Genomic DNA, 24,910 nt, shown 5'->3' with positions numbered 1-24,910 from the left:
ATCTTCGGGTTTCTCTTCAAATCTGAATACCAAGCGACAATCAACGGGTATGCGCCCGTTGATTGTTTTCAGCCTGATTTCTGTGTTGCTGCTCACGTTTTACATTCGAGAGGGCGAGGCCGGGCCGATACATGCCGTGCGCTCGGGCGTCACGACAATCACCTCTCCGGTGCGTTTCGTTGGCTCGGCGGTGGCGGCGCCATTCAATGCCATCGGCAACGTTTTCTCCAACCTCACCGCTTCGCAGGAGTCGCTCGACGACCTTAAGAAGCAAAACGAGGTCCTCACTTCCAAGGTCGCGGAGCTTTCCGAGGCCCAAAAGACCGCTGAGCGCCTTGAGGGTCTGGTGGGCCTGCAGTCGACCTATAACCTCAAGTCCACTGCGGCTCGTATTGTCGGAGCCTCGGGTGACGCTTGGACGTCGACCGTCACCATCGATAAGGGTTCTGCCGACGGGCTTACCATCAACATGCCCGTGACGAGCTCGGCCGGCGTCATCGGCCAGATTATCGAGGTTTCGGCCAAGACATCGACCGTGCGCCTGATTGGCGACGAGAACTCTGGTGTGTCCGCCATGGTGCAGGACACGCGCGCACAAGGCATGCTACAGGGCCAGCCCGATGGCACGCTGCGTCTTGAGTACGTGAGCGTCGACTCCGATGTTAAGGTGGGCGATATCATCGTGACCTCGGGCATCGGTGGCGTGTTTCCCAAGGGACTGCCGCTCGGCACCGTGTCTTCGGTCGAGAAGTCGGCTAACGACGTGTACTACACCATTGTGGTACGTGCGCAGACCACGGCCGAGAACAATGAGGAAGTGCTCGTCATTACCTCGCTCACCGATGAGCAGTCGGCTTCGGACGAGGACGTGAGCTCGGCCAATAGTGCCCCGCAGGGCACGTCGCGCGATGCCGCGACTCAGTCTAAGGACGAGAAATCGGATGATGATTCCGGCACGTCCGAAGCGTCCGATTCTGGATCGAGTGAATAGGGAGGCATGTCCATGGATCTACACGAGCAGGGGACTGGCTCCCGCGCCTTTGCAATCGCCGCTATCGTCTGCGTGCTGCTGCAGGCGGGACTGGCACCGCAAATCTCCATCGCGGGCGGTCGCGTCAACTTTATGATTATTTTGGTGTGCCTGAGCGTGTTTTCGGGCGACCCTACGCGTGCCGTCGTGTGCGGCTTTTGCAGCGGTCTGTTTTACGACCTTTCCGCCGCCGTGCCGGTGGGCGTTATGTCGCTGCTGCTGACCGTGGGCAGTTTTGCTTTGGTGCACAGCGCGGCTGGTCAGACGGGCGGCTCGCCGGGCGCGCGCGGCGTTACCGTGGGCGCCTTTGCGCTTGCCATCAACGTGGTCTACAGCATCATCTTGCTGTTTATGGGTCTGGAGACGAGCTTTGTGGTGGCCATCTTTGGGCACGCTCTGCCGTCCTCGATCCTGACGGGCTTGATTGCCATTCCGTTTTTGATGTCCGGCGCCGCTCCGCAGTCTGGCTATGGGTTCTCCGCGCGTGGTGGGCGTCAGACGGGCATGCGCTTTAAGCCCAAGACCCGTAAGCTCAAATAGGGGAGGCCTCAAGATGTCTTCCCAGTTGACGGTTGTTGTCGCCGGTATCGCGCTGGTCGTGGCCATTGTGGTCGCGCTGGTCATCATGCGCCGCGGCGACTCCCGCTTTACCTACGACACACAGCACGGAACGGCCCCGCGCGCCACCGAGGGCGAGGGCAATACGGCCGCCACGGCCTTCAAGGGCCGTTTTTCCATCCTCACCACGGGTGTGGGCGCCATGTTTGCCGCGCTTGCCGTTAAGCTGTGGGGCATGCAGATGGTCTCGTCGGACTACTACGACAAGCAGGCCAAGAGCAATCAGACCCGTACCGTTACCACCCCTGCCGTGCGTGGCCGCATCTTGGACCGCAACGGCGTCGCACTGGTGCAAAACCGCCCCTCGCTCGCCGTCGTCGCCTATCGCGATCTTGCCGACGACAAGGTGCTGGTGCGTCATCTTGCCAACGTGCTCGGCATGCCGTATGTCGCGGTGCTGCGCAACATCCAGGACAATTCCGAGGGCGCGCAGAGCCTGCATACGATCGCGACTGACGTGCGCCGCTCTACCGTCGCCTACATTCAGGAGCACGCCGGTGAGTTTCCCGGCGTGAAGATCGCCGAGCGCACCGAGCGCCAGTACCCGTATGGCGAGACCGCCTGCCATATTTTGGGCTATACCGGCACCATTACCTCCGAGCAGCTCGAGGCGCAGAACAAGAAGTCGTCGGACGGCAACGAAAGCGCGGCTGGCCAGATCTCGTATCAATCGGGCGATATTGTGGGTCAGGCGGGCGTAGAGATTTACTACGAAAATCTGCTGCAGGGCATTCGCGGTGAGCAGACCGTGAAAGTTGACGCCTCGGGTAACGTTACCGGTCAAGCCGGCGCCGTTCCCGCCAAGGCCGGTTCTGACATTAAGCTTACGCTCGATCTTAAGATTCAACAGGCCTGCGAGACGGCTCTGGCGAATGCCATTGAGCTTGCCAAGACTACGGGCCATAGCAATGCCGGCAACGGAGCCGTGGTGTGCCTCGACCCCAACAACGGCGAGATCTTGGGCATGGCAAGCGAACCCAAGTTTGATCCTTCTGTCTTTATCGGCGGCGTCTCCAACGATGTGTGGACCGAGCTTAACGATGACGAGGGCTCGCATCCGCTGCTCAACCGCGCCATTAGCGGCCAGTACATGTCCGCCTCGACCATCAAACCCCTCTCGGCGCTGGCTGGCCTCGAATTTGGCACGTACACTTCGAGTCAAACGACCAACTGCACGGGATATTGGACCGGCTTGGGCAAATCTTGGGGAAAGTACTGCTGGCTGCACTCCGGCCACGGCACGATGACGCTGCAGTCCGGTATCGCCAACTCCTGCGACCCCGTGTTCTACGATATGGGCAAGGCCTTTTTCTACAACGACCAGCATCCCGAAGGCCTGCAAGAGGTCTTTCGCCGTTGGGGCCTGGGCAAGACCTGCGGCATCGACCTGCCGAGTGAGGGTGCGGGCCGCATTCCCGATGCAGAGTGGAAAGAGTCGTACTTTACCGACGCCTCGGCCGAGGACCGCAAGTGGAATGCCGGCGATATGACCAACATCGCCATCGGCCAGGGCGACATTCTGGTGACACCGCTGCAGATGGCCTGCGCTTACATGGGTATTGCCAACGGCGGCAAACAGTATGTGCCGCATGTGTTCTTGTCTGCTGTCTCGCGTGATGGCGACGGCGATGCCTACAAGTACAACGGCAAGGGCAAAAAGAAGCGCCTTGAGGCCCAAATTAACAACGATGCCGATCTTGCGCTGGTCCGCAACGGCATGCACGATGTGATTTACTCGGCGTCGACATCGACCGCCGCGCACTTTAACTCCCTGACCCCTACGGTCTACGGCAAGTCCGGCACGGGCGAGAAGAGCGGCGAGGACGATTACGCGTGGTTTTGCGCCTACGCGCCGGCCGATGACCCCAAGTACGTGATCGCCACTGTCTTGGAACAGGGCGGTGGCGGCTCCGATACCGCGCTGCACGTTGTGCGCGATGTCCTCGGTGCGATTTATGACGAGCCCGACACGTCGACGGCCACGGGCGATTCCTCGGTTCGATAGGAGGTTGCGATGGACTTTTCGCCGGCGGACCTGTTCCGCTCAACCAAAACCGGCTCTCGCAGCAGCCTGGACCGCGTCAACAAGCAGATTTCCGCATCGCGCGGAACGTTTCGCCAAAAGGTGCACGTCGGCGTGCTGTTGGCGACTGTGGCGCTCGTCACCTATGGCGCCATTATTATCTGGTCCGCCTCGCAGTTTAAAGCCGACGCCTCGTTCTCGCGTCACCTGCTGGGTATCGGTATTGGCGCGGTGCTGGCGGTGCTCGTCTGGCGCACCGACCTGCGCGGCATTTCCAACTTTTCGACGGCCCTGCTCGTCATCGATCTCATCGTGATCTTCTCGCCTAAGATTCCGGGCCTGTCCTACACGGGCGGCTTGGGAATGACGGGTTGGATCAAGATTCCCGGTATCGGTTTAACATTCCAGCCCGTTGAGCTTGCCAAGCTCATCACCATCTTCTTTATGGCCACGCTTGGCTCGCAGTACAACGGGCGCATCGATACCGCTCGCGACTACATTAAGCTCTGCGGCATGCTGTCCGTTCCGTTTTTGGCCGTCGTCGCCATGGGCGATTTGGGCTCGGGACTGGTCGTGCTGGTGTCGGGCGCCATTGTCATCTGCATGAGCGGTGCGCGCCGCGAATGGGTGCTGTCGACTTTGGCTCTGCTCGTGGGTTTGGTGGCGCTCGTCCTGGCGCTCGATTCGGTCTTCGATTCGCTGCTCGGCCACGATGTGCTCATTAAGCAGTACCAGATGAATCGTCTGACGGTCTTCATCGATCCCGACAACGCCGATTCGGACGATGCGTATAACCTGCAGCAGTCGTTGATCGCGGTCGGCTCGGGCGGTTTCTTTGGTAAGGGCCTGGGGCATGCGACGCAGTCGGCCGGCGGCTTCCTGCCCGAGTTCCATACCGACTTCGTCTTCGCCTTTTTGTCAGAGACGTTCGGCTTCTGCGGTTCCTTTTTGTTGCTGTGCCTGTACGTGCTGCTCATCTTCTCGACGATTCGCGTCGCCTTTAAGTGCGAGTCTCTGTTTCTACGCTTGTCATGCGTGGGTATTGTCGGCATGTGGGCATTTCAGACGTTCGAGAACATCGGCATGTGCATTGGCATGATGCCGATTACCGGTATTCCGCTGCCGTTCATTAGCTTTGGTTCGTCGTCGATGATGATCCAGTTGTTGACGGTGGGTATCGTACAATCCATATGGCGGCATCGTTCGGGCGCCGCGTAACCGCTGGAGGGGTTTGCCATGAAGATTCCCGTGGAAAAGCTGACTCGCGCTTTTAAAATGGGCGCGACCACCAAGAGGGATTCCGATACGCCGGTGCGCGTTTCGGTCTACCTGGATTCGACCGCCTCGCGTTTTTTGGTCGAGACGGTGCGCGATGCCTTTGTGCCGCAGACGACGTCGGGTATTGTCCGCGTTGAGCGCCTGGGTGAGGAGCGAATCGTCCCCAAGACCGATACCGACGTGGTGCTGGTGCTTTCGTGCGGTTCCGACCGCCTTGAGAGTGCTGTACAGGAGCTCGTCATTGCCGGCGCGCCCGTGTGCGTGCTGGCCGAGTCCGCTGTCGAGGTGCCTTTTATCCAGGAGTCCACGCCCATGCTCGGCGTGGTAGCGGCCACCGATAAGACGTATCTGCTCGAGACACTCGCCCGCTGGATCCTGGACCGTACGGAAAAGGAGACGGCCTTTGCGGCGAACTTTGCCTTTATGCGCATCGCCGCCGCCAACCGCATCATCACCTCGTGCGCGCTTACCAATATGGCGACGGGCGCGCTGGTGTTTTTGCCGGGGGCCGATTATCCCGTTATGGCGCTGGCGCAGGTTGGCATGCTCTTTGAGCTTGCGGCCATCTTTGGACGCGGCATTAAGCCCGAGCGCGGCTACGAGGTCGCGGGCGTGCTTGCCGGCGGCTTGGTAATGCGCGCCGTCACTCGCGCCCTGGTAAAGCAGACGCCGCATATCGGCTTTGCCGTCAAGGCACTCTCCGCCGCCCTCGGCACCTATGGCATGGGTCGTGCGCTCGTGTCTCTCTACGAGCGCGATATCGACTACAGCCGTGCCAACGAGGTGGTTGCCGCCACGTTCTCGCGCGTCCGCGACCTGGTGACCACGGTTGCCGGCGCTACCCGTCCCATGAATCCTTTTGAGGATGCATCCGATCTCGCTGCTTAGGGGTTTCTTTTGCGCGTTCCATACCAAGACTGTTTTCATTTGATCGAGCCGCTGCTCGCGAAGGTCGAAAAGCCGAGTCGCTATATCGACCACGAGTGGGGTACGCTCTCCAAGGCCGATGCCGACTATCGTTGCTGCATGATTTACCCGGACGTGTACGAGGTCGGCCTGCCCAACCAGGGTATCGCCATCCTGTACAACATCCTTAACCAGGCCGAGGGCATCTCCTGTGAGCGCGGTTATGTGCCGTGGCCCGATATGGGCGATGCCATGCGCGAGGCCGGTATCCCGCTGCTGTCGCTCGAGGGCGCAGCGCCCGTGGCCTCGTTTGATATCGTCGGTATGCATGTGCCGCACGAGATGGCCGTGACAAACTTTCTCGAGGCGCTCGACCTCGCCGGCATTCCGCTGCTGGCTGCTGACCGCACCGAGGACGATCCCATCGTCGTCGCCGGCGGACCTTCGGTTTATAACCCCGAGCCGTATGCGGCCTTCTTCGATGCCATCCTGATTGGCGAGGGTGAGGAGTCGCTGCTCGAGATCTGCCAGTTGCATCGCCGCCTGCGTGACGAGGGTGTCCCGCGCGCCCAGATTGTCGAGCGGCTCGCGACCGTCTCCGGTACCTACGTGCCCTCGCTGTACGAGGTGCGCTATGACGAACCCTGCTCACCGCACGGCTATACCGTGCCGCGTGAGGGCAAAGACGTCCCGCCGGTGGTCTACAAGCGCGTCGTCGAGGACTTTGGCGCTACTAATCCGCTGTCGCAGTCGTGCGTGCCCTATGCGCAGCTCGTTCACGATCGCCTGTCTATCGAGATCCTGCGCGGCTGCGCTCGCGGTTGCCGTTTTTGCCAGGCCGGCATGACGTATCGCCCGGTGCGCGAGCGCTCGGCCGACCAGATCGTGTCCTCGGTGATCCAGGGCCTGGAAAAGACCGGCTATGACGAGGTGTCGCTCACCTCGCTTTCGACCACCGACCACTCCTGCATCCGCGACGTGCTTGGCAGTCTCAACCGCCGCTTGGAGGATACGGGCATTCGCGTGTCCATTCCCTCGCAGCGCCTGGATTCGTTTGGCGTGGATATGGCCGAGTCGGTCGCCGGCGAAAAGAAGGGCGGCCTGACGTTTGCCCCCGAGGCCGGTAGCCAGCGCATGCGCGACATCATCAACAAGAACGTGACCGAGGAGGACGTGGACCGCGCGGCCAAGGCGGCCTTCGAGGCCGGCTGGAACCGCATGAAGCTCTACTTTATGATGGGTCTTCCCGGTGAGCGCGATGAGGATATCGTGGCCATCGCCAACCTGGCCGATCACGTGCTCGAGCTCGGCCGCTCCGTGGTACCCAAGGCGCGCCGCGGCTCCATCTCGGTGTCCATCTCGGTGTCGGTGTTTATCCCCAAGGCCGCCACGCCTTTCCAATGGTGCCCGCAGCTCGATTACGACGACGTCAAACGCCGCCAGAAGCTCCTCATTACGAGTGTTCGCAACCGTGCGGTCCGCGTGCACTACCACGATGCCGAGACCTCGCTTATCGAGGCGGCGCTGTCTCGTGCAGGCCGCGACATGACGCCGGTCATCATCGATGCCTGGCGTGCCGGTTCGCGTTTTGACGCCTGGGTGGAGCATTTCTCGCTCGATAACTGGAAGGAGGCCGCGGCCAAAAACGGCATCGACCTCAACGAGCTCGTGCACCTGCCCTACGAGCTGGACTGGCACCTGCCCTGGGAGCACGTGAGCCCCGGTTGCTCGCGCGGCTTCCTCGAGCGCGAGTACCGTCGCTCGCTGGAGGGTGTCACGACCCCCGACTGCACCCGCACGTCGTGCACCGGCTGCGGAATCTGCCCTACGCTCCACGCCAAGAACGTATTGGTGGGTGATCGCGCATGAGTGAGCGCTTGACCGACAACCCCACGCTCTTTAGGCTTCGCGTTCGCTACGGCAAGCGCGACCGCCTTAAGTACCTGGGCCATTTGGAACTGATTCATACCATTGAGCGTATCGTGCGTCGCGCGGGCCTGCCCTATGCCGTGACGCAGGGCTTCTCTCCGCACATGCGCGTGGGTTTTTCCTCGGCGCTGCCCGTGGGCACGTCGTCGATCTGCGAGTGGTATGACCTGTTTATGACCGAGTTCGTCGTGCTCGACGAGGCGTTTGAGCGCTTGGCGGCGGCATCTCCGGCTGATTTGGTCCCCATCGAGGCCGCCTACATCGACGTGCGCACACCGGCGCTCACGGCCCAACTCACGCGCCTGTTGTACCGCATCGACCTGCATCTGGACCCTGAGGCGCCGGTCGCTATCGACGAGGTGCGACGCGCAATCGACACGTTGCGTGCGGGCCACGGCATCGACTATGCGCGCGGCAAAAAGAGCAAGCGCCTGGACTTGGACCATACGCTCGTGGGCTACGAGCTTAAGGCGGGGGAGCGCCCGGACCATCTGGTGCTCATACTCGACACCCATGCCGACAACGAGGGCTCCATGCGTCCGGAAATTTTGCTTTCTGCTGCTGATGTTTTGTTGCAGGGCTTGACCCCGGGCGTCGATGCACCTATTGTTTCCACCGGTATGCAAGACCTCGTGACCATCTGCTCCTACGATGTCGAGCGTCAGAATCAAGCATGCGAAGACGACGAGGGCCGACTCGTCAGCCCCATACCTGTGCGAACTTGTGGATTTGCTCCACATACTCGTTGACGGGGGTATTATCGCCTGCTACTATATTCGGCTGTTGCACTAACTGATGCATGAAGGGCAAGTAAACATGTACGCAATCGTTAACACGGGCGGCAAGCAGTACAAGGTCGCCACCGACGATGTCATCACCGTCGAGAAGATCGAGGGCAATGAGGGCGACAAGGTCACCCTGCCGGTCATCTTCCTCAACGATGGTAAGAAGATCGTCACCGATCCCGACAAGCTGGCCAAGGCCAAGGTTACCGCTCAGATCGTTGAGCAGTTCAAGGGCGAGAAGCAGCTGGTCTTCAAGTTCCACAAGCGTAAGCGCTATCGTCGTCTGAAGGGTCACCGTCAGCAGCTCACCAAGCTGAAGATCGTGAAGGTTCAGGCTACCTCCCGCGCCAAGAAGGCTGTCAAGGCAGAGGCTGAGGCTGTTGCCGAGGCTCCCGTCGCCGAGTAGATTACACTCGTAACGAAAGAGTAGGTATACACAATGGCACACAAAAAAGGACTCGGTTCCTCCCGTAATGGCCGTGACTCCCGCGGTCAGCGCCTTGGCACGAAGCGCTTCGCCGGCCAGACGGTAACCACGGGCACGATTCTCGTCCGTCAACATGGCACGCACATCCACCCGGGTGCGAACGTTGGCCGTGGCAAGGACGACACGCTGTTCGCGCTGGTCGACGGTACCGTTGAGTTCCACAAGGGTATCAAGCACAGGGTCAGCGTACGCCCGCTCGCGAACGCGTAATTCACCCTTCATAGAGCACATATGTGGGAGGCACTTGAGTTTTAGGATTCAAGGGTCTCCCTCTTTTTTGTAGGAGGCGATTCTGTTGTCACAGTTCACCGATATCAGCCGCATTAACGTTTGCGGCGGCGACGGCGGAGCCGGATGCATGTCGTTTAGGCGCGAGGCATTTGTTCCCAAGGGCGGCCCCGATGGCGGCGACGGCGGTCGTGGCGGCAATGTCGTCATCCAGGCCGATGCTCAGCTGTCTTCGCTGATCGATTACCGCTTTAAGCATCACTTCCGTGCCGAGCGCGGCACGCACGGCCAGGGTGCCCGTCGCAATGGCAAGAGCGGCGAGGACCTGATTTTGAAAGTTCCCATGGGCACCGTAGTCCGCGAGCTCGATCCCGAGACGCAGACCCCGATGTTCGAGATTGCCGACCTGGTGCACGATGGCGAGCGCGTTGTCGTGGCGCCCGGTGGGGCCGGCGGTCTGGGCAACACCCACTTTGTGACGTCGGTGCGCCGCGCGCCCGCGTTTGCCCAGCTGGGTGAGCCTGCCGAGGAGCACTGGATCGAGCTCGAGATGAAACTTATGGCCGATGCCGCGCTCGTGGGCTTTCCCTCGGTGGGCAAGTCCTCGCTCATCGCGCGTATGAGTGCCGCCCGTCCTAAGATCGCCGACTACCCGTTTACCACGCTTGTGCCCAATCTGGGCATGGTGCGTGCCGGTGAATATTCTTACGTCGTTGCCGACGTCCCCGGTCTCATCGAGGGTGCGAGTGAAGGCAAGGGCCTGGGTCACCAGTTCCTGCGCCATATTGAGCGCACTGCTTTGATCATGCACGTTGTCGATATGACGGGCGGTTTTGAGGATCGCGATCCGGTTGAGGACTATCGCATCATTAACCGTGAGCTCGAGCAGTATGGTGCCGAGCTCTCGGAGCGCCCGCAGATCGTTGTCGCCAACAAGTGCGATGCGCCGGGCACGGCCGACAAGATTGCCGACCTTAAGCGCGCGGCGCTCGATGACGGCCATATGTTTTTTGCCGTTTCCGCCGTTACGGGTGCCGGCCTCAACACCCTGATGCTTGCCGTGGGCGAGCAGGTGGCTAAGCTCCGCGCGGAGCTTGCGGTTTCCGATGAGCCGGTCGATTTGCGCGATGAGGAGTGGGAGCGTCGCCGCCTGCAGCGCGAGAAGCGCTTCCGCATTGTTGAGGAAGAGCCCGGTGCTTTCCGCGTGGTTGGTCGCGCGATCGAGCGCATGGTTATCCAGACCGACTGGGAAAATGAGGAAGCCGTCATCTACCTGCAGCATAAGTTTGCGCGCATGGGTGTCGACGACGCGCTCGAGAAGGCCGGCTGCCGTGCGGGCGACGAGGTTCGCATTTGCCAGCGCGCCTTTGACTTTGAAGGCGCCGAGGATTACTTGGAGTTCGAGGACGAGCTCGAGGATGCTGGTGTTGAGGTTATTGACGTAGCGGCCGAGGGTGCGGACGTGGCTCATGTCACCGAGGGCTCCGAAGGCGCTACCGAAGTCGACGTTATTGAGACCCCGGAGGGCGAGTAGGCCATGTCGCTGCGCGGTGGAATCGGATTGCCTGAGCTGCCCATCAAGGATGGGCACGAGTTTCGGCTTGGCATTATGGGCGGCACCTTTGACCCGATTCATTACGGGCACTTGGTTACCGCCGAGCAGGCTCGCGAGTCGCTCGACTTGGACGCTGTGCTTTTTATGCCGGCCGGCTCTCCTGCCTTTAAGCTCGACAAACCGGTGACGCCTGCTGAGGACCGTTATGCCATGACGGTCCTCGCGACTGCCGCGAACCCGGCCTTTTTGGCAAGCCGCTTCGAGATCGATCGTGCCGGTGTCACCTATACAGCCGATACGCTGCGTGCCCTTCGCGAGTTTTACCCGCCACAGGTGAAGCTTTACTTTATTACGGGTGCCGATGCGATTATCGATATTGTGACCTGGCACAATGCTCATGAGATTGCCGAACTGGCAACCTTTATCGCTGCGACGCGTCCCGGCTTTGACATCGATACGGCCCGGTCGAGGATTAAGGAATCGGGGCTGCCATTCGATGTGCGCTATATTCAGATTCCGGCACTGGCGATTAGCTCGACCAACATTCGCAAGCGGGTTGCCCGCGGCATGAGCGTGCGCTATCTTACGAGCGAGTCCGTGCTCGGCTATATCCGTAAACGCGGCCTGTATGCCGATCTTGGGCAAGACGATTTTGATTGACGGGGGGAAACGTTGTCGGTAGAAGATCAGTTTGAGGGCGACGAGCGCGCGCTCTTGACGCGTATCCACGAGTTGCTCGATGTGCGCATGAAGGATAAGCGTAAGCGCTACGTGCATTCGCTCGGGGTTGCCGAGACGGCGCTGCACCTAGCCGAGGTATACGGCGTCGACCGCTTTGATGCCGCTGCCGCCGGCCTGATCCATGACTGGGACAAAGTGCTCTCCGACGACGAGCTGGTCACGCGCGCTCTGCATTATGGCATTAAGATTGCCGGCTCTCCGTCTGCCGCGACGCCGCTTTTGCATGGCCCGGTTGCCGCCTATGAGCTTCCGCAGCTTTTTCCCGAGCTGTCGCCGGCGGTCTTTCAGGCTGTCGACCGTCACACCGTGGGCGCTTGCGACATGACGCCACTCGATATGGTGGTCTTTGTGGCCGATGCCATCGAACCCAACCGCCACGGCGATTATGCCCATGCGCTGCGCAAGATGGTGGGGAAGTCCTCGCTCGACGAGTTGTTCTTCTCCTGTTTTGCGCAGGGTCTGGTCTATGTGATCCAGTCCGGGCGCTATCTTTATCCCACGGCTATTACGATTTACAACCATTACGCCCAGCTGCGCTAGTTCGGGCTGTCTAGAAAGAGGTATTCCATGGCCGATGAGACCATGACTGACGAGCAGATTCTTGAAGGTGCGGAGCACAAGAGTTTCGTGGCCACGTCCGACCGCACCGCCGCGACGCTCTCCGCTAGCGGTGTCGCCGCCGAGGATGTCGCCCGCGCCGCCGCGCAGGCCGCCTACGACAAGAAAGGCGAGGACGTTCAGGTGCTCGACCTGACTGAGCTTTCCGATGTTTGCGACTACTTTGTCCTTGTTACCGGCACCAACAACCGCCAGGTTGATTCCATCGTCGACGAGATTGAGGAGAAGGTCGCCGAGGCTTGCGGCGAGCACCCGTTTTCCATTGAGGGCCGCGAGCAGAAGACCTGGATGCTCATGGACTACGGTTCGGTTGTCGTCCACGTCTTCACTCCCGAGGCACGTGAGTTCTACCGCCTCGAAAAGCTCTGGGGCGACGCTCCCCAGCTCTCCCTGGACCTCCTCTAGTAGCTCATTTGGGACGGGGCTTTTTTAGCTACCCTCAAGTATTTCGCCGGGCAGTCGCGTTTTTCCGCGGCCGCCCGGCTTTCTTTTTGCCCAAAAGTAGCTAATTTGGGACGGGGCTTTTTTAGCTACTACCTACCGTTCGCCGAACATCGCGATTTATAGCTCCCAGTACGTTTTTTTCTACTCTGGCTCGGGTAACGTAATTGTCATCTGTAGAGGAGGGGATGCGTATGACTCGGACTGCGCGAGAAATCTCTGTATATGGTTTTTACCATGTCGTCCAAAAGGGATGTGCCGACCAACTCATATTTGAGGATGACGAAGATCGGCTCTATCTGATTCGGCTGATTGCTTCGAAATGCCAGAAGTTTAAAGTGGATGTCATCGCGTGGTGTCTTATGGATAACCATATTCATCTTCTGCTTGACGACGAGCATGTTCATCTGAGCGATTGCATGCATTCGATTACGACGGCGTATGCCATGTATTTCAACTCAAAGACAGGCAGGAAGGGGCCTGTTTTCCAGGATCGATTTAAGAGTGTGCCGATCCTCGATGATGATCAGCTGCTCAACTGCGTGAGATACATTCACGACAATCCCGCGAAGGCGAGGATTGGGACCGCTTCGCTGTATCGATGGAGCAGCTTTCGCGAGTATATGGGATATCCGGGTATCTGTAAAACGGATTGCGTTCTCGGGTTGCTCGGTGACTCTCAGAGATTTTTTGCCTTCAGCACCTCGGGTGAGCCCAATCGCTATTGCTTCCGTGACGGCGCTCATGTGAGCGACACAGATGCGCTGGAGTTTGCGCAGGCGCTTCTTAAGCCGTACGAGCCTCATCACCTTAAGGCTTTGCCAAAGGGGGCACGCGATGCCTGCATTCGTACTTTGAAGAGCGAGGGCTTTTCGATTAAACAGATCGTCCGTCTTACGGGCATTGGACACTGCACCATACAAAAGGTCAAAGTCAAAAAATAGCTCATTTTGGACGAGGTCTGTGTTGCGACCGCGTCAGGTATGGGTTGGGTAGCTAATTTGGGACGGGGCTATTTTAGCTAACCCTACAAATCGGTTGAGTTTTATTCCGGCCCCGGGTAATTCGCTGCCAGCTGAAGGGTAGCTAAAAAAGCCCCGTCCCAAATTAGCTGCCCCGTACTACCCTGACAATCTAAAGTAGCTAAAAAAGCCCCGTCCCAAATTGACTACTTAGTGGGAGGAGAAGCGTGATTGGCGGCCGAAGGATAGGGCGGTGTCGCCGAACTTGTCTCGGACTGCGTCGATGGCGACGGAGAGGTCACGGCGGTCGCTGGATTGGGCTCCGCGGTCGTCGACTTCGCAAAACAGGTCGGTCTGTATGCCGCCTTGATGATTGAAGTCACTCATGCCTATGCCGGCAAGGCGTACATGCATTCCTTCCTGCCAGATGTTGTCGAGCAACTCGATCGCTACCGCCACAAAGATGTTCTCGTCGTCGGTGGGATGGGGGAGTCGTCGCTGTGCCGAGCGACCGCTGCCGTACGAGTACTTAAGTTTGAGCGTCACCGTGGTGCCGGTAAGCCCCTGGCGGCGCAGGCGACGTCCGACGGATTCGCCCAATAGTGCAATCGCCGCTTCGATGTCCCCGCGCTCGGTCAAATCTTTCGCAAAGGTGCGCTCATTGCTTACCGACTTGACCTCACGCTCTTCATCGAAGCTCGTGACTTCGGAAACCTCGAGCCCCAACGCACGCTGGCGCATGCGCTCGCCGTTAACGCCAAAAATCGCAGACAGTGTGGATTCCGGTGCGCGAGACAGCTCGCCCAGCGTGTAAATCCGCATGCGGCGCAGCCGCTCCTCGGCCGAGCGCCCGATACCGCTCATGGCAGAAACAGGTAACGGTGCCAGAAAACGCTGCTCAGTTCCCGGGCGTACGACCGTAAGCCCAAACGGCTTGTCTCGCTCGCTTGCAATCTTGGCTACCGTTTTGTTGCAACCGACGCCGATGGAGCAGGTCACCCCCAGTGCCGCCACGCGATCGCTGATGCGTCGTACGACGAGCAGTGGGTCCTCGGGCGCAAAGCGGCCCGGCGTGATGTCGATAAAGGCCTCGTCAATGGACACGCGCTCAACGCGTGGTGTCTCGTCGGCAAGAATATTCATGACCTGTGCGCTGACCTCGTGGTAGCGATCGAAATGCCCGTGTGTCCAAATGGCCTGCGGACATAGGCGGCGTGCCTCGGCCGAGGGCATGGCGGAGTGCACGCCAAAGCGACGTGCCTCGTATGAGCAGGTGGAGACGACGCCGCGAGATTCGGCGTCTCCGCCCACGATAAGCGGCTTGCCGCGCCACTCGGGATGATCGAGCATCTCCACGCTCGCAAAAAACGCATCGAGATCCATCAGACCCACCGCCGGACCCGTCCAGGGCGGCGGCGTGACGCCCGCAGTATCCTCATAACCGTATGTATGTTCGCATCTTTTCATGGCATGAGTATACCGCGCAGCTCATGTGGGGTGCGTGGATGTGCTTGCAAATCGCGAATTCTTGTCTAAGATATGGATTTGCCTTCGACTACACCGAAGAAGTTGGTCTCACGGACTTCACCTGCCCGCGTCGATGGCGTATTATGTTCAACTGTTTGTTTGTAGTTGCAGCCTAAAGCTGCTTGGTTGGAGGAGTTTCCTTTGGCAGTCAAGATTCGCCTTGCTCGTCACGGCGCTAAGAAGCGTCCGTACTACCGTGTCGTCGTCGCCGATTCCCGCGCCCCGCGTGACGGTCGTATCATCGAGGAGGTTGGCCGCTACAATCCGATGACCGCCCCCAAGACCATCAACCTCGATCTCGAGAAGATCGCTGACTGGCAGTCCAAGGGCGCTCAGCTCACCGACGCTGTCGCTGCCCTGGTCAAGGCCGCCAACGAGGGCGAGAAGACTGAGACCGTCGTCAAGAAGTCCAAGAAGCAGCTCGCCAAAGAGGCCGAGGCCGCTAAGGCTGCCGCTGAGGCCGCTGAGGCCGCTGAGGGCGCCGAGGAGTAAATCGTGCCTGAGGTTGACGCTGCACAGCTCGAGGGTGAGGCAATGCTCTCAGATCGCATCGCCGATCTCGTCGAATATCTCGTTGTTCAGATCGTCGACGACCCGGATTCCGTGAGCCTGGAAGTTATCGATGGCGACGATGCCTCAACTATTGAGGTTTCGGTTGCCGAGGATGACGTAGCTAAGGTCATTGGCCGTCGCGGCCGTACCATCAAGGCCATTCGCACGCTCGCCCGTGCACTGGCCGCTCGCCTCGACACTTCCGTCGAGGTAGAGGTTCTGGGCTAGGACCTTGAGGTCCCAGTACAAAAACATCGCCCGTGTGGTTAAGCCGCATGGAAGGAAGGGGGAGGTCCTCGCGCAGCCGCTGCGGGGGCTTCCTTCTGTATTGGAGCCGGGTATGCGTGTCGCCCTGACGCCACCGGCGCTCAAGCGTGACCGCTTTTGCACGGTTACATCCGTTACCGATACGGGCGATGGCGATCTGGTTTTGTTTGAGGGCATTGACGACTTGACGGCCGCCGAGGGCATCACGGGTTGTTTCGTTCTGGCGAACCGTGATGACTTTGAGCTCGATTCGCTTGACGCTGCCTATACCGACCTTATGGGTCGTGAGGTGGTTGACGAGCGCTTTGGGTCGCTCGGAACGATCGTTGAGATTATGTCGACGCCCGCCAACGACGTTTGGGTTGTCGAGGGTGATCGGTACGGCGAGGTGCTGATTCCCGTGATCGAGCAAGTTGTGCTCGATCTTCCCGATCGGGGAGCAATATCCGTCCACGTTATGGACGGCTTGATCGATATGGACAAGTAGGGAGGACAACATGCTGATCGAGACCCTTTCGGTCTTTCCCGAGATGTTTGAGCCTGTCATGTCCACATCGATTTTGGGCCGTGCCCGCAAGGCCGGCCTTTTTGATTTTAAGGCGTATAACCTGCGCGACTGGACGCACGATCGCCACCGTACCGTCGATGACGAGCCGTACGGCGGCGGTCAGGGCATGCTCATGAAGGTCGAGCCTATTGCCGAGGCAATCGAGGCCATCAGCTCTGAGGGCCCCAAGCCCACCGTAGTGTTCTTTACGCCCTGCGGTGAGCCTTTTACGCAGCATGTAGCCGAGCGCCTGCTCCAAAGCGAGCGCCTGCTGTTTGTGTGCAGCCGCTACGAGGGTGTCGATGAGCGCGCGTATGCCTATGCCGACGAGCGCCTGTCGATCGGCGACTATGTGCTCACGGGCGGCGAGCTGCCTGCTATGGTTGTTGCTGACGCCGTCGTGCGTCTGATTCCCGGCGCGCTTGGTGACGAGATGAGCAACGTTGACGAATCATTCTCGACCGCCGAGGACGGTGGGCTGCTCGAGTACGCGCAGTACACCCGTCCTGCCGAGTTTAACGGCGAGGGCGTGCCTCCCGTGCTTGTAAGTGGTGACCACGCCAAGGTTGACGCTTGGCGCCGCAAGAACGCCATCGAGCGCACCTGTCGCTGGCGTCCCGATCTGATCGAGACGGCGCGCCTTACGCCCGAGGAGCGTGCTTACGCGCAGGATTTGCTTTCTGGAAGAGGTGAATAACATAGAGGACAATAAAGGCCGCCAACGAGTTCATCTTGAACATGATTTTGGCGAGAGGTCCGTTTTCACTTTGCGGGGCGCCTTGGAATGGGTTTTGGTCATTCTAATCGCGCTCGCCGCCACCTTCTTGATTCGCACCTTTGTGGTCGAGCCCTTTGTGGTTCCCACCGGTTCCATGGAGTCCACGATTGAGATTGGCGACCAGATCCTGGCGCAAAAGGTGACGCTTGAGCTCGGCCAGCCTGTCAAACAGGGCGATATTGTGGTGTTCCACAACCCCGATGGCACCTCTGAGCACGATGTGCTCGTCAAGCGGGTCATCGCTACGGCCGGCCAGACGGTCAACCTGCAGGACGGCAAGGTGGTCGTTGACGGCCAAGCGCTCGACGAGGACTATACGACGGGCATGAGCTGGCCACTGTCGGTCCAGGCGCCTGGTGCTCAGGTGAGCTATCCCTACACCGTCCCTGACGGGTGCGTGTGGGTGATGGGCGACAACCGCGAGAACTCAGCCGATTCACGCTACTTTGGTCCGGTCGACCGTTCGGACCTGATCGCCGTGGCGCTCGTGCGTTACTGGCCGCTCAACCGTCTGGGCGCTATCGACTAAAAACCGCTATAGTACAGTACCTAACCGTGTAATCGTTTCGACGAGGGGATATTAGAGGCATGAACGCTTCATCGCTTTCCTTCCAAGACATCATCCTGCGCCTCCAGCAGTACTGGGGCGAGCAGGGCTGCGTCATTATGCAGCCCTATGACTCCGAGGTCGGTGCCGGTACCTTCCATACCGCGACCACGCTGCGCTCGCTTGGTCCTGCCGAGTGGCGCACCTGCTATGCGCAGCCCTGCCGCCGTCCCGCCGACGGCCGCTACGGCGAGAACCCCAACCGCATGCAGCACTACTATCAGTTCCAGGTGCTCATTAAGCCCTCGCCGGTCAACGCCCAGGAGCTTTACCTGGGGTCTCTTGCCGCCATTGGCCTGGACCCCAACGACCATGACGTCCGCTTTGTCGAGGACGACTGGGAGAGCCCGACGCTCGGTGCCTGGGGCCTTGGCTGGGAGGTCTGGCTCAACGGCATGGAGGTCACGCAGTTTACGTACTTCCAGCAGGTGGGCGGCATCGAGGTCGACCCCGTGCCCGTCGAGATCACCTACGGCCTGGAGCGCATCGCAATGTACGCCCAGGGCGTCAACTCCGTCTACGACCTGGTGTGGAGCTATTTGCCCGACGGCACGCCCATGACCTACGGTGACGTGTTCCTGGAGAACGAGCGCGAGTTTAGCGCCTACAACTTTGAGGTCGCTAACGTCGAGATGATGCGTCAGAAGTTTGACGACTACGAGGCCGAGTGCCACTCCTGTCTGGAGCGCAAGCTGCCGCTGCCCGCATACGACTGCGTCATGAAGTGCAGCCATGCCTTCAACCTGCTCGATGCCCGCGGCGCCCTGTCCGCAGTCGAGCGCGCCAACTACATCCTGCGCGTCCGCGCCGTCGCCAAGGCGTGCTGCGAGGCCTATATGGCCGAGGTCGCCGGAGTTAACGAGAATGCCGACCAGGAAGGCGAGGTGGCGTAAGCCATGGCAGACGCTAAGGATTTCCTGTTTGAGATCGGTACGGAGGAAATGCCCTCCGCACCGCTGAACAATGCCGTCAAGCAGCTTGGCGATATGATCGCCAAGGGCCTCGACGAGGCCGGCCTGGCCCATGGCGAGGTCCGCGTGATTTCGAGCCCGCGTCGTCTGGCTGCGCTCGTGACCAACGTCGCCACCGCGACCGATGAGGTCCACGAGGTCAAGCGCGGCCCTGCGGCAAACATTGCCTTCGATGCCGACGGCAACGCCACCAAGGCCGCTCAGGGCTTCGCCCGCAAGTGCGGTGTGGCTGCCGAGGACCTGATCCGTCGCGAGGACACCGACGGCCGCGAGTACGTGTTCGCCGAGAAGAACATTCCCTCCGCGCCGGCTACCCCTATTCTGACGGCTCTGTGCGAGAAGACGATCGCAGGCCTGCAGTGGCCCAACTACCGCAGTCAGCGCTGGGGCCACGAGCACGCTACGTTTGTGCGTCCGGTCCGTTGGATCTGCTGCCTTCTGGGCGAGGACGTTGTGCCCGTGACGTTTGCCGATGTGACGAGCGGCAATACCACGCGCGGACATCGCGTGCTGGGCGCCGGTGACCATGTTGTCGCCAGTCCTGCCGTCTACGAGCAGGTGCTCGAGGACGCCGGCGTGCTCTCTGCCGAGCGTCGTCGTGAGGCCATCCTTGCCGGTATTGCCGAGGTCGAGGCCGCTCGCCCTGGCTGCCATGTCGATACGCCCAAGAAGGTCTTCGAGGAGGTCATTAACCTCTGCGAGTGGCCGACGGTGCTCGTCGGTACCTTCGACGAGGAGTTCCTCAAGGTCCCGCACGAGATCATCTGCGAGTCCATGCTCACCAACCAGCGCTACTTCCCGATCTATGACGGCGAGGGCAAGCTCACGCGTGAGTTCGTGGTCGTCTCCAACAGCAAGCCCGAGAATGCCGATCGTGTGATCGACGGCAACGAGCGCGTCGTGCGCGCCCGTCTGGACGATGCCAAGTTCTTCTACGAGGAGGACCTGAAGATCTCCCTCGACGAGTTCCGTGAGCGTCTGGCCAAGGTTGCCTTCCAGGAGAAGCTCGGCAGCGTGCTCGCCAAGTCCGAGCGCATTGAGCAGCTCGCGCTCGCTATTGCCCGCGAGGCCCATCTGGGCGCCCACCTCGCTGCCGATGCCGCTCGCGCCGCGCACCTGTGCAAGGCCGACCTGGTTTCCAACGCCGTCGTCGAGTTTACGAGCCAGCAGGGCGTGATGGGTGGCTATTACGCAACTGCGATGGGGGAGAACGACGAGGTCGCCCACGCCATCCGCGATCACTATCGTCCCCGCTTTGCCGGCGATGAGCTGCCCGAGGGCACCGCTGGCTGCATCGTGGCCTGTGCCGACAAGCTCGATACCATTGCCGGTATCTTTGCCATCGGTGAGCCCCCGACCGGCTCTTCCGACCCGTACGCGCTGCGTCGCGCCGCTATCGGCATTATCAACATCCTGCGCGATCGTCTGCCGATCGACCCCACGACGCTCATCGACTTTGCCCTTGAGCTCTATAGCGAGCAGGGCATCGAGTTCGACGCCGCCGAGGTCGCCCAGCAGGTCCGTGACTTCTTCCACGGCCGTCTGGTGAGCATGGCCCGCGACGAGAAGATTCCGGCGGATACCGTCGCCGCCGTCTCCGCGGTGCACATCATCGCTCCGTCCGTCTTCTTCGCCCGCTGCGCCGCGCTCGACGAGGCTCGTAAGAACGATGCCGAGACCTTCGACAACCTGGCTACTGCCTATGCCCGCGCCGCGCACATCTCCAAGCCCGAGCTGGGTATGGAGTACGATCGCAGCCTGATGGGTGAGGCCGAGCTCGCGCTTGCCGATGCCTCCGAGGCTGCTCAGACCGCTGTCGATGGCGCCCTTGCTGCCGAGGATTACCCGGCCGCATTTGCCGCCCTTGCCGCCCTGCGTGCCCCCATCGACCGCTTCTTCGACGAGGTTATGGTCATGGACAAGGACGAGCAGCTCCGCGATAATCGCCTTAAGCTGCTCAACCGCTTCGAGGCCGTTTTCTCTGGCATCGCCAACATCGGTGAGCTTGCCCGCAAAAAGTAAGCCAGCCTGCGCATAAGCGCAAAAGGAGCCCCGCATGGATTGCCCGGTCACCGCTCGTCCCACCGTTATCGTTATCTCCGACTCGCTCGGTGATACCGCTTGTGAGGTGGTGCTTGCGGCGTCCGGGCAATTTGATGAAGGGGCTTTTCGTCTCTTGCGCTTGCCCAAAGTGAACTCGGTGGAGCAGGTCAAGTCCTTTGTGGGCCCGCGCGTCGATGCGGACCATCGTGATATCGCCGTGTTCCACACTATCGTCGATCCGGCGCTTCGCGCCCGCGTGCTCGATTACCTGGGTATGCTGCATATTCGCTCTGTCGACCTGATCGGTCCGACCCTTGCCGTGCTCTCGTCGCTCATCGGTGTGCCGCCCAAGGGCGTTGCGGGCGTTATTCATAAAACGGATGACCGCTATTTCCACCGCATTGAGGCTATGGAGTATTTCGTTGAGCACGATGACGGGCGCGGTTGCGACGACCTTTCGGGGGCCGATATCGTGCTGCTGGGCGTGTCGCGTACGTCCAAAACGCCGCTGTCGATGTATTTGGCCTATCAGGGTTACAAGGTCGCAAACGTTCCGCTGGCGCACGGCATGGAGCCGCCGAAGTCGATTTACGAGGTCGACCCGATGCGCCTGTTCGGCCTGATTTCGACCGTTGACGTAATTTCTGAGATTCGCGACAGCCGCTTGGGCGATGACTACGCCCGCGCCGTCGCCGGCTCCTATGCCGAGCCCGAGAGTGTGCGCAGCGAGCTTGAGGAAGCCCGTGCCCTCATGAAGCGCCTAGGCTGCTTTGTGGTGCGTACCGACGGTAAGGCGATTGAGGAGAGTGCATCCGAGATCATCGGTCATTTGGAGGAAATCCAAGAAGCTCGAGCCCGTCGTGCCGCTCGCCGCGCTCAACAAAAGTAGCTAATTTGGGACGGGGCTTTTTTAGCTACCTCGGCTGAGGCCGCGAGCTTTTTGGTCGATTGCCGACGGGGTAGCTAAAAAAGCCCCGTCCCAAATTAGCTACTTATGGTAAAGCGATTTAGCAAAGTTCTTTCAGTTAACCTGCAAGTCTCGTACACTGGTATCTTCATAAGGTAACCACCTTTATCTACCGTTTACCGTCAGTTTTACCACGTTTACCAAACCTCGCACCCTCTACGCAAGCACTTCCAATACCCGCCGTATAGTACCCTCACGGCTCGCATCCGGCGGGTCGATTCGTTACCACGGTCGTGCGCGACAGCGCATGGAAGGGGAGTATCGTGAGCGATTGCAAGAGGGTTTACCGTTTTGGAACCGACGCCCAGGGCACCTGTGTCACTGAGGGCGACAAGTCCATGAACTTCGTGCTTGGCGGCAAGGGTGCAAATCTTGCCGAGATGAGCCGCATCGGCCTGCCTGTTCCCGGTGGCTTTACCATTACCTGCCAAACCTGTGTCGAGTACTCCGGCGCCGGCAACGTGTGGCCCGAAGGCGCACTCGATGAGATCGTTGCCGCCGAGGCCGATCTCGAGGCCCGCTGCGGCAAGAAGCTTGGTGACGCATCCGACCCGCTGCTCGTGTCGGTTCGCTCGGGTGCTCCGTTCTCCATGCCCGGCATGATGGACACGGTCCTCAACTTGGGTCTTAACGACGACTCCGTTCTGGGCCTCATTACCCAGACGCAAAACCCGCGTTTTGCCTGGGATAGCTACCGCCGCTTTATCCAGATGTTCTCCAACGTCGTTATGGGTGTCGATGCCGACTTGTTTGAGAACGCCCTGACCCAGGCTCGCTTGGTCGCCGGCGTTCGCGTCGATTCCGAGCTTTCGGCCGAGGACCTGCAGGAGCTCGTCGAGACCTTCAAGGGCATCTTCTCCGAGAACGTCGAGGCTGCCCTGTATCCCGAGCTCGAGGTTGTCGACGGCAAGCCCGTCTTCCCGCACGATCCGGAGCTCCAGCTGCGCCTTGCCATCCAGGCCGTCTTTGGCAGCTGGATGAACGAGCGCGCCTGCATCTACCGCAAACAGCATGGCATTTCCGACGAGCTCGGTACCGCCGTCAACGTCCAGGCCATGGCTTTTGGCAACAAAGGCGAGACCTCTGCGACCGGCGTCGCCTTTACGCGCAATCCGGCCGATGGCACCAAAGAGTTCTACGGTGACTTTTTGGTTAACGCCCAGGGTGAGGACGTCGTCGCCGGCATCCGCAACACTGAGCCCATCGCCGACCTCAAGACCACCCCGGGCCTCGAGTCTGCTGGTGAGGAGCTCGAGCGCGTTTTCCTGACGCTCGAGGATCATTACCGCGATATGTGCGATATCGAATTCACCATCGAGCAGGGTAAACTTTGGATGCTTCAGACCCGCGTGGGCAAGCGCACCGCTACCGCCGCGCTGCGCATCGCCATCGAGATGGTCGAGGAGGGCCTCATCACCCGCGAGGAGGCCGTGAGTCGCATCGATCCCGCGCAGCTCGACCAGCTTCTGCATCCGCAGTTCGACTCCTCCAAGAAGTACGAGGCCCTGGCCTGCGGCCTTAACGCCAGCCCCGGCGCCGCCGTAGGCGAGGTCGTGTTCTCGAGCGACGATGCCGTCGCGCGCGCCAACGAGGGCCATAAGGTCATTCTGGTCCGCTGGGAGACCAACCCCGACGACTTGAAGGGCATGGTCGCTGCCGAGGGCATCCTTACCAGCCACGGCGGCAAGACGAGCCATGCCGCCGTTATCGCCCGCGGTATGGGTACGCCCTGTGTCTGCGGCGTTGAGCGCTTCCATATTGACGCCGCCGAGAAGGTCGTGCGCATCGAGGGCAGCGACCGTGTGCTTCACGAGGGCGACATCATCTCCATCGACGGCACCCAGGGTATCGTCGTCGATGGCGCCGTCGATCTGGTCTCCGCCGAGCTCACCGGCGACCTGGACACCATTCTGTCCTGGGCAGACGAGATTCGCCTGGACGAGACCGACGGTCACGCCAACCACGTGCGCGTCAATGCCGACAACCCCGAGGATGCCGCGCTCGCACTCGAGTTTGGCGCCGAGGCCATCGGCCTGTGCCGCACCGAGCACATGTTCCTGGGCGACCGCAAGAACATTATCCAGAGCTTTATCCTGTCCGACGACGAGGCCGTGAAGCAGCAGGCCCTGGCCGACCTGCTCAAGGTTCAGACCGAGGACTTTCTGGCGATGTTTAAGACCATGTCCGGTCGCGATGTGGTCGTTCGCCTGCTCGATCCGCCGCTGCATGAGTTCCTGGATAATCCTCGCGAGCTCGAGGTCGCCATCACCAAGAAGGAAGCCGCCGGCGCCAGCGAGGAAGAGCTTGCCACCCTGCGTGCCCGCCTGCGTCGAATCGACGGCATGGTTGAGTCCAACCCGATGCTCGGCTTGCGCGGTGTGCGCCTGTCCGTTGTCTTTGGCGATCTGCCGCTCATGCAGGTTCGCGCCGTCGCCACGGCTGCTGCCCGCCTTATCAAGGAGGGCGTCGACCCGCGCCCCGAGATTATGGTCCCGCTCGTTTCCATCACAGCCGAGCATGTCCAGACCCGCGAGGTCATCGAGCGCGTGATCGCCGAGGTATCCGCCGAGGAGGGCGTCGAGCTCAATATTCCCGTGGGCACGATGCTCGAGCTGCCGCGCGCTTGCATGGTCGCCGACGAGATCGCCCACCATGCCGACTTCTTCTGCTTTGGCACCAACGACCTCACCCAGACAACCTTCGGTTTCTCGCGCGACGACGCCGAGGCCAAGTTCATCCCGCTGTACATGCACAAGAAGATCCTGAAGGATAATCCCTTCGAGACCATCGACGCGGCGGTGCTCGAGCTGGTGCGTATGGCCGTCGAGAAGGGTCGCGCCGCCAACCCCGATATGCACTTTGGCGTGTGCGGCGAGCACGGCGGCGACCCCAAGTCCATCAAGGGCCTGTTCAACGTGGCCGATGTGGACTACGTGTCCTGCTCGCCCTATCGCGTACCCCTGGCGCGTCTGGCGGCCGCTCAGGCCAAGCTCGAGGCCAAGCGTTCCGCTTAACTGAGTCGTGTTCCATTTGCGCCTCTTACGCCCCCC

At 60.5% G+C, this 24,910-nt stretch carries 24 protein-coding genes; 23 read left to right on the top strand and 1 reads right to left on the bottom strand.

Annotated elements, in window-relative coordinates; genetic code table 11:
* Window positions 1–49 precede the first annotated feature (49 nt).
* The 14 genes from mreC to ACTNB2_RS05625 all read left to right on the top strand — a co-directional run bounded on the left by mreC (window position 50) and on the right by ACTNB2_RS05625 (window position 13,583).
* A complete protein-coding gene (mreC, locus tag ACTNB2_RS05690; RefSeq protein WP_441044845.1) occupies window positions 50–991 on the top strand; it encodes a rod shape-determining protein MreC in 942 nt (313 codons plus the stop codon).
* Between the two features lie 12 nt (window positions 992–1,003).
* Window positions 1,004–1,570, top strand: coding sequence for a hypothetical protein (locus tag ACTNB2_RS05685; protein ID WP_441044846.1), 567 nt, complete (start codon window positions 1,004–1,006; stop codon window positions 1,568–1,570).
* A gap of 13 nt (window positions 1,571–1,583) precedes the next feature.
* A complete protein-coding gene (gene mrdA, locus ACTNB2_RS05680; protein WP_154516187.1) occupies window positions 1,584–3,653 on the top strand; it encodes a penicillin-binding protein 2 in 2,070 nt (689 codons plus the stop codon).
* Between the two features lie 9 nt (window positions 3,654–3,662).
* Window positions 3,663–4,889, top strand: a complete 1,227-nt coding sequence (locus tag ACTNB2_RS05675; protein ID WP_154516190.1) for an FtsW/RodA/SpoVE family cell cycle protein — start codon at window positions 3,663–3,665, stop codon at window positions 4,887–4,889.
* A gap of 18 nt (window positions 4,890–4,907) precedes the next feature.
* The gene (locus ACTNB2_RS05670; protein WP_427795656.1) at window positions 4,908–5,837 is read left to right on the top strand and encodes a YcjF family protein; all 930 of its coding nucleotides are present in this window, start codon (window positions 4,908–4,910) and stop codon (window positions 5,835–5,837) included.
* A 9-nt stretch (window positions 5,838–5,846) separates the two neighbouring features.
* Window positions 5,847–7,724 carry a TIGR03960 family B12-binding radical SAM protein gene (locus ACTNB2_RS05665; protein ID WP_441044847.1) on the top strand — a complete coding sequence of 626 codons (1,878 nt, stop codon included), beginning with the start codon at window positions 5,847–5,849 and terminating at the stop codon, window positions 7,722–7,724.
* A complete protein-coding gene (locus ACTNB2_RS05660) occupies window positions 7,721–8,533 on the top strand; it encodes a TIGR03936 family radical SAM-associated protein (RefSeq protein ID WP_441044848.1) in 813 nt (270 codons plus the stop codon). Before ACTNB2_RS05665 ends, ACTNB2_RS05660 begins: the two co-directional genes overlap by 4 nt.
* Window positions 8,534–8,600: 67 nt before the next feature.
* Window positions 8,601–8,975, top strand: coding sequence for a 50S ribosomal protein L21 (rplU, locus tag ACTNB2_RS05655; RefSeq protein ID WP_035138585.1), 375 nt, complete (start codon window positions 8,601–8,603; stop codon window positions 8,973–8,975).
* A 33-nt stretch (window positions 8,976–9,008) separates the two neighbouring features.
* Window positions 9,009–9,266, top strand: a complete 258-nt coding sequence (gene rpmA, locus ACTNB2_RS05650) for a 50S ribosomal protein L27 (protein WP_154516202.1) — start codon at window positions 9,009–9,011, stop codon at window positions 9,264–9,266.
* Window positions 9,267–9,351: 85 nt separating this feature from the next.
* A complete protein-coding gene (gene obgE / locus ACTNB2_RS05645; RefSeq protein WP_441044849.1) occupies window positions 9,352–10,818 on the top strand; it encodes a GTPase ObgE in 1,467 nt (488 codons plus the stop codon).
* A 3-nt stretch (window positions 10,819–10,821) separates the two neighbouring features.
* Window positions 10,822–11,499, top strand: coding sequence for a nicotinate-nucleotide adenylyltransferase (gene nadD, locus ACTNB2_RS05640; protein WP_427718693.1), 678 nt, complete (start codon window positions 10,822–10,824; stop codon window positions 11,497–11,499).
* Window positions 11,500–11,586: 87 nt separating this feature from the next.
* Window positions 11,587–12,120, top strand: coding sequence for a bis(5'-nucleosyl)-tetraphosphatase (symmetrical) YqeK (yqeK, locus tag ACTNB2_RS05635; RefSeq protein WP_427718844.1), 534 nt, complete (start codon window positions 11,587–11,589; stop codon window positions 12,118–12,120).
* A gap of 27 nt (window positions 12,121–12,147) precedes the next feature.
* On the top strand, window positions 12,148–12,603 hold the full coding sequence (gene rsfS / locus ACTNB2_RS05630; protein WP_441041596.1) for a ribosome silencing factor: 456 nt from the start codon (window positions 12,148–12,150) through the stop codon (window positions 12,601–12,603).
* A 230-nt stretch (window positions 12,604–12,833) separates the two neighbouring features.
* Complete coding sequence (locus ACTNB2_RS05625; RefSeq protein WP_195838550.1) at window positions 12,834–13,583, top strand: transposase; 750 nt, start codon at window positions 12,834–12,836, stop codon at window positions 13,581–13,583.
* A 228-nt stretch (window positions 13,584–13,811) separates the two neighbouring features.
* Here ACTNB2_RS05625 and dinB read toward each other — a convergent pair whose 3' ends face one another.
* Complete coding sequence (dinB, locus tag ACTNB2_RS05620; RefSeq protein WP_441041594.1) at window positions 13,812–15,068, bottom strand: DNA polymerase IV; 1,257 nt, start codon at window positions 15,066–15,068, stop codon at window positions 13,812–13,814.
* Between the two features lie 201 nt (window positions 15,069–15,269).
* Here dinB and rpsP point away from each other — a divergent pair, with 201 nt between their 5' ends.
* The 9 genes from rpsP (at window position 15,270) to ppdK (ending at window position 24,874) form a co-directional block, all read left to right on the top strand.
* A complete protein-coding gene (rpsP, locus tag ACTNB2_RS05615; RefSeq protein ID WP_427717582.1) occupies window positions 15,270–15,620 on the top strand; it encodes a 30S ribosomal protein S16 in 351 nt (116 codons plus the stop codon).
* Window positions 15,621–15,662: 42 nt separating this feature from the next.
* Window positions 15,663–15,908: a KH domain-containing protein gene (locus ACTNB2_RS05610; RefSeq protein ID WP_154516529.1), complete on the top strand. Its 246-nt coding sequence runs from the start codon at window positions 15,663–15,665 to the stop codon at window positions 15,906–15,908.
* A gap of 34 nt (window positions 15,909–15,942) precedes the next feature.
* Window positions 15,943–16,434, top strand: a complete 492-nt coding sequence (gene rimM / locus ACTNB2_RS05605) for a ribosome maturation factor RimM (protein WP_441041641.1) — start codon at window positions 15,943–15,945, stop codon at window positions 16,432–16,434.
* Window positions 16,435–16,444: 10 nt separating this feature from the next.
* Entirely contained in the window at window positions 16,445–17,191 is a 747-nt protein-coding gene (gene trmD, locus ACTNB2_RS05600) for a tRNA (guanosine(37)-N1)-methyltransferase TrmD (protein ID WP_441041592.1), read from the top strand.
* A gap of 94 nt (window positions 17,192–17,285) precedes the next feature.
* A complete protein-coding gene (lepB, locus tag ACTNB2_RS05595) occupies window positions 17,286–17,801 on the top strand; it encodes a signal peptidase I (protein ID WP_441041591.1) in 516 nt (171 codons plus the stop codon).
* 59 nt (window positions 17,802–17,860) lie between these two features.
* Window positions 17,861–18,772, top strand: coding sequence for a glycine--tRNA ligase subunit alpha (locus ACTNB2_RS05590; protein WP_006236091.1), 912 nt, complete (start codon window positions 17,861–17,863; stop codon window positions 18,770–18,772).
* A 3-nt stretch (window positions 18,773–18,775) separates the two neighbouring features.
* Window positions 18,776–20,872: a glycine--tRNA ligase subunit beta gene (gene glyS / locus ACTNB2_RS05585; RefSeq protein WP_427726887.1), complete on the top strand. Its 2,097-nt coding sequence runs from the start codon at window positions 18,776–18,778 to the stop codon at window positions 20,870–20,872.
* A 34-nt stretch (window positions 20,873–20,906) separates the two neighbouring features.
* Window positions 20,907–21,782, top strand: a complete 876-nt coding sequence (locus ACTNB2_RS05580; protein ID WP_154516238.1) for a pyruvate, water dikinase regulatory protein — start codon at window positions 20,907–20,909, stop codon at window positions 21,780–21,782.
* A 341-nt stretch (window positions 21,783–22,123) separates the two neighbouring features.
* On the top strand, window positions 22,124–24,874 hold the full coding sequence (gene ppdK / locus ACTNB2_RS05575) for a pyruvate, phosphate dikinase (RefSeq protein ID WP_370450592.1): 2,751 nt from the start codon (window positions 22,124–22,126) through the stop codon (window positions 24,872–24,874).
* Window positions 24,875–24,910: the final 36 nt, after the last annotated feature.

Origin of the sequence: Collinsella sp. HCP28S3_G2 (genome assembly GCF_052065125.1) — a bacterium.
GTDB lineage: Bacteria > Actinomycetota > Coriobacteriia > Coriobacteriales > Coriobacteriaceae > Collinsella.
This window is presented reverse-complemented; position numbering and strand designations above follow the sequence as displayed.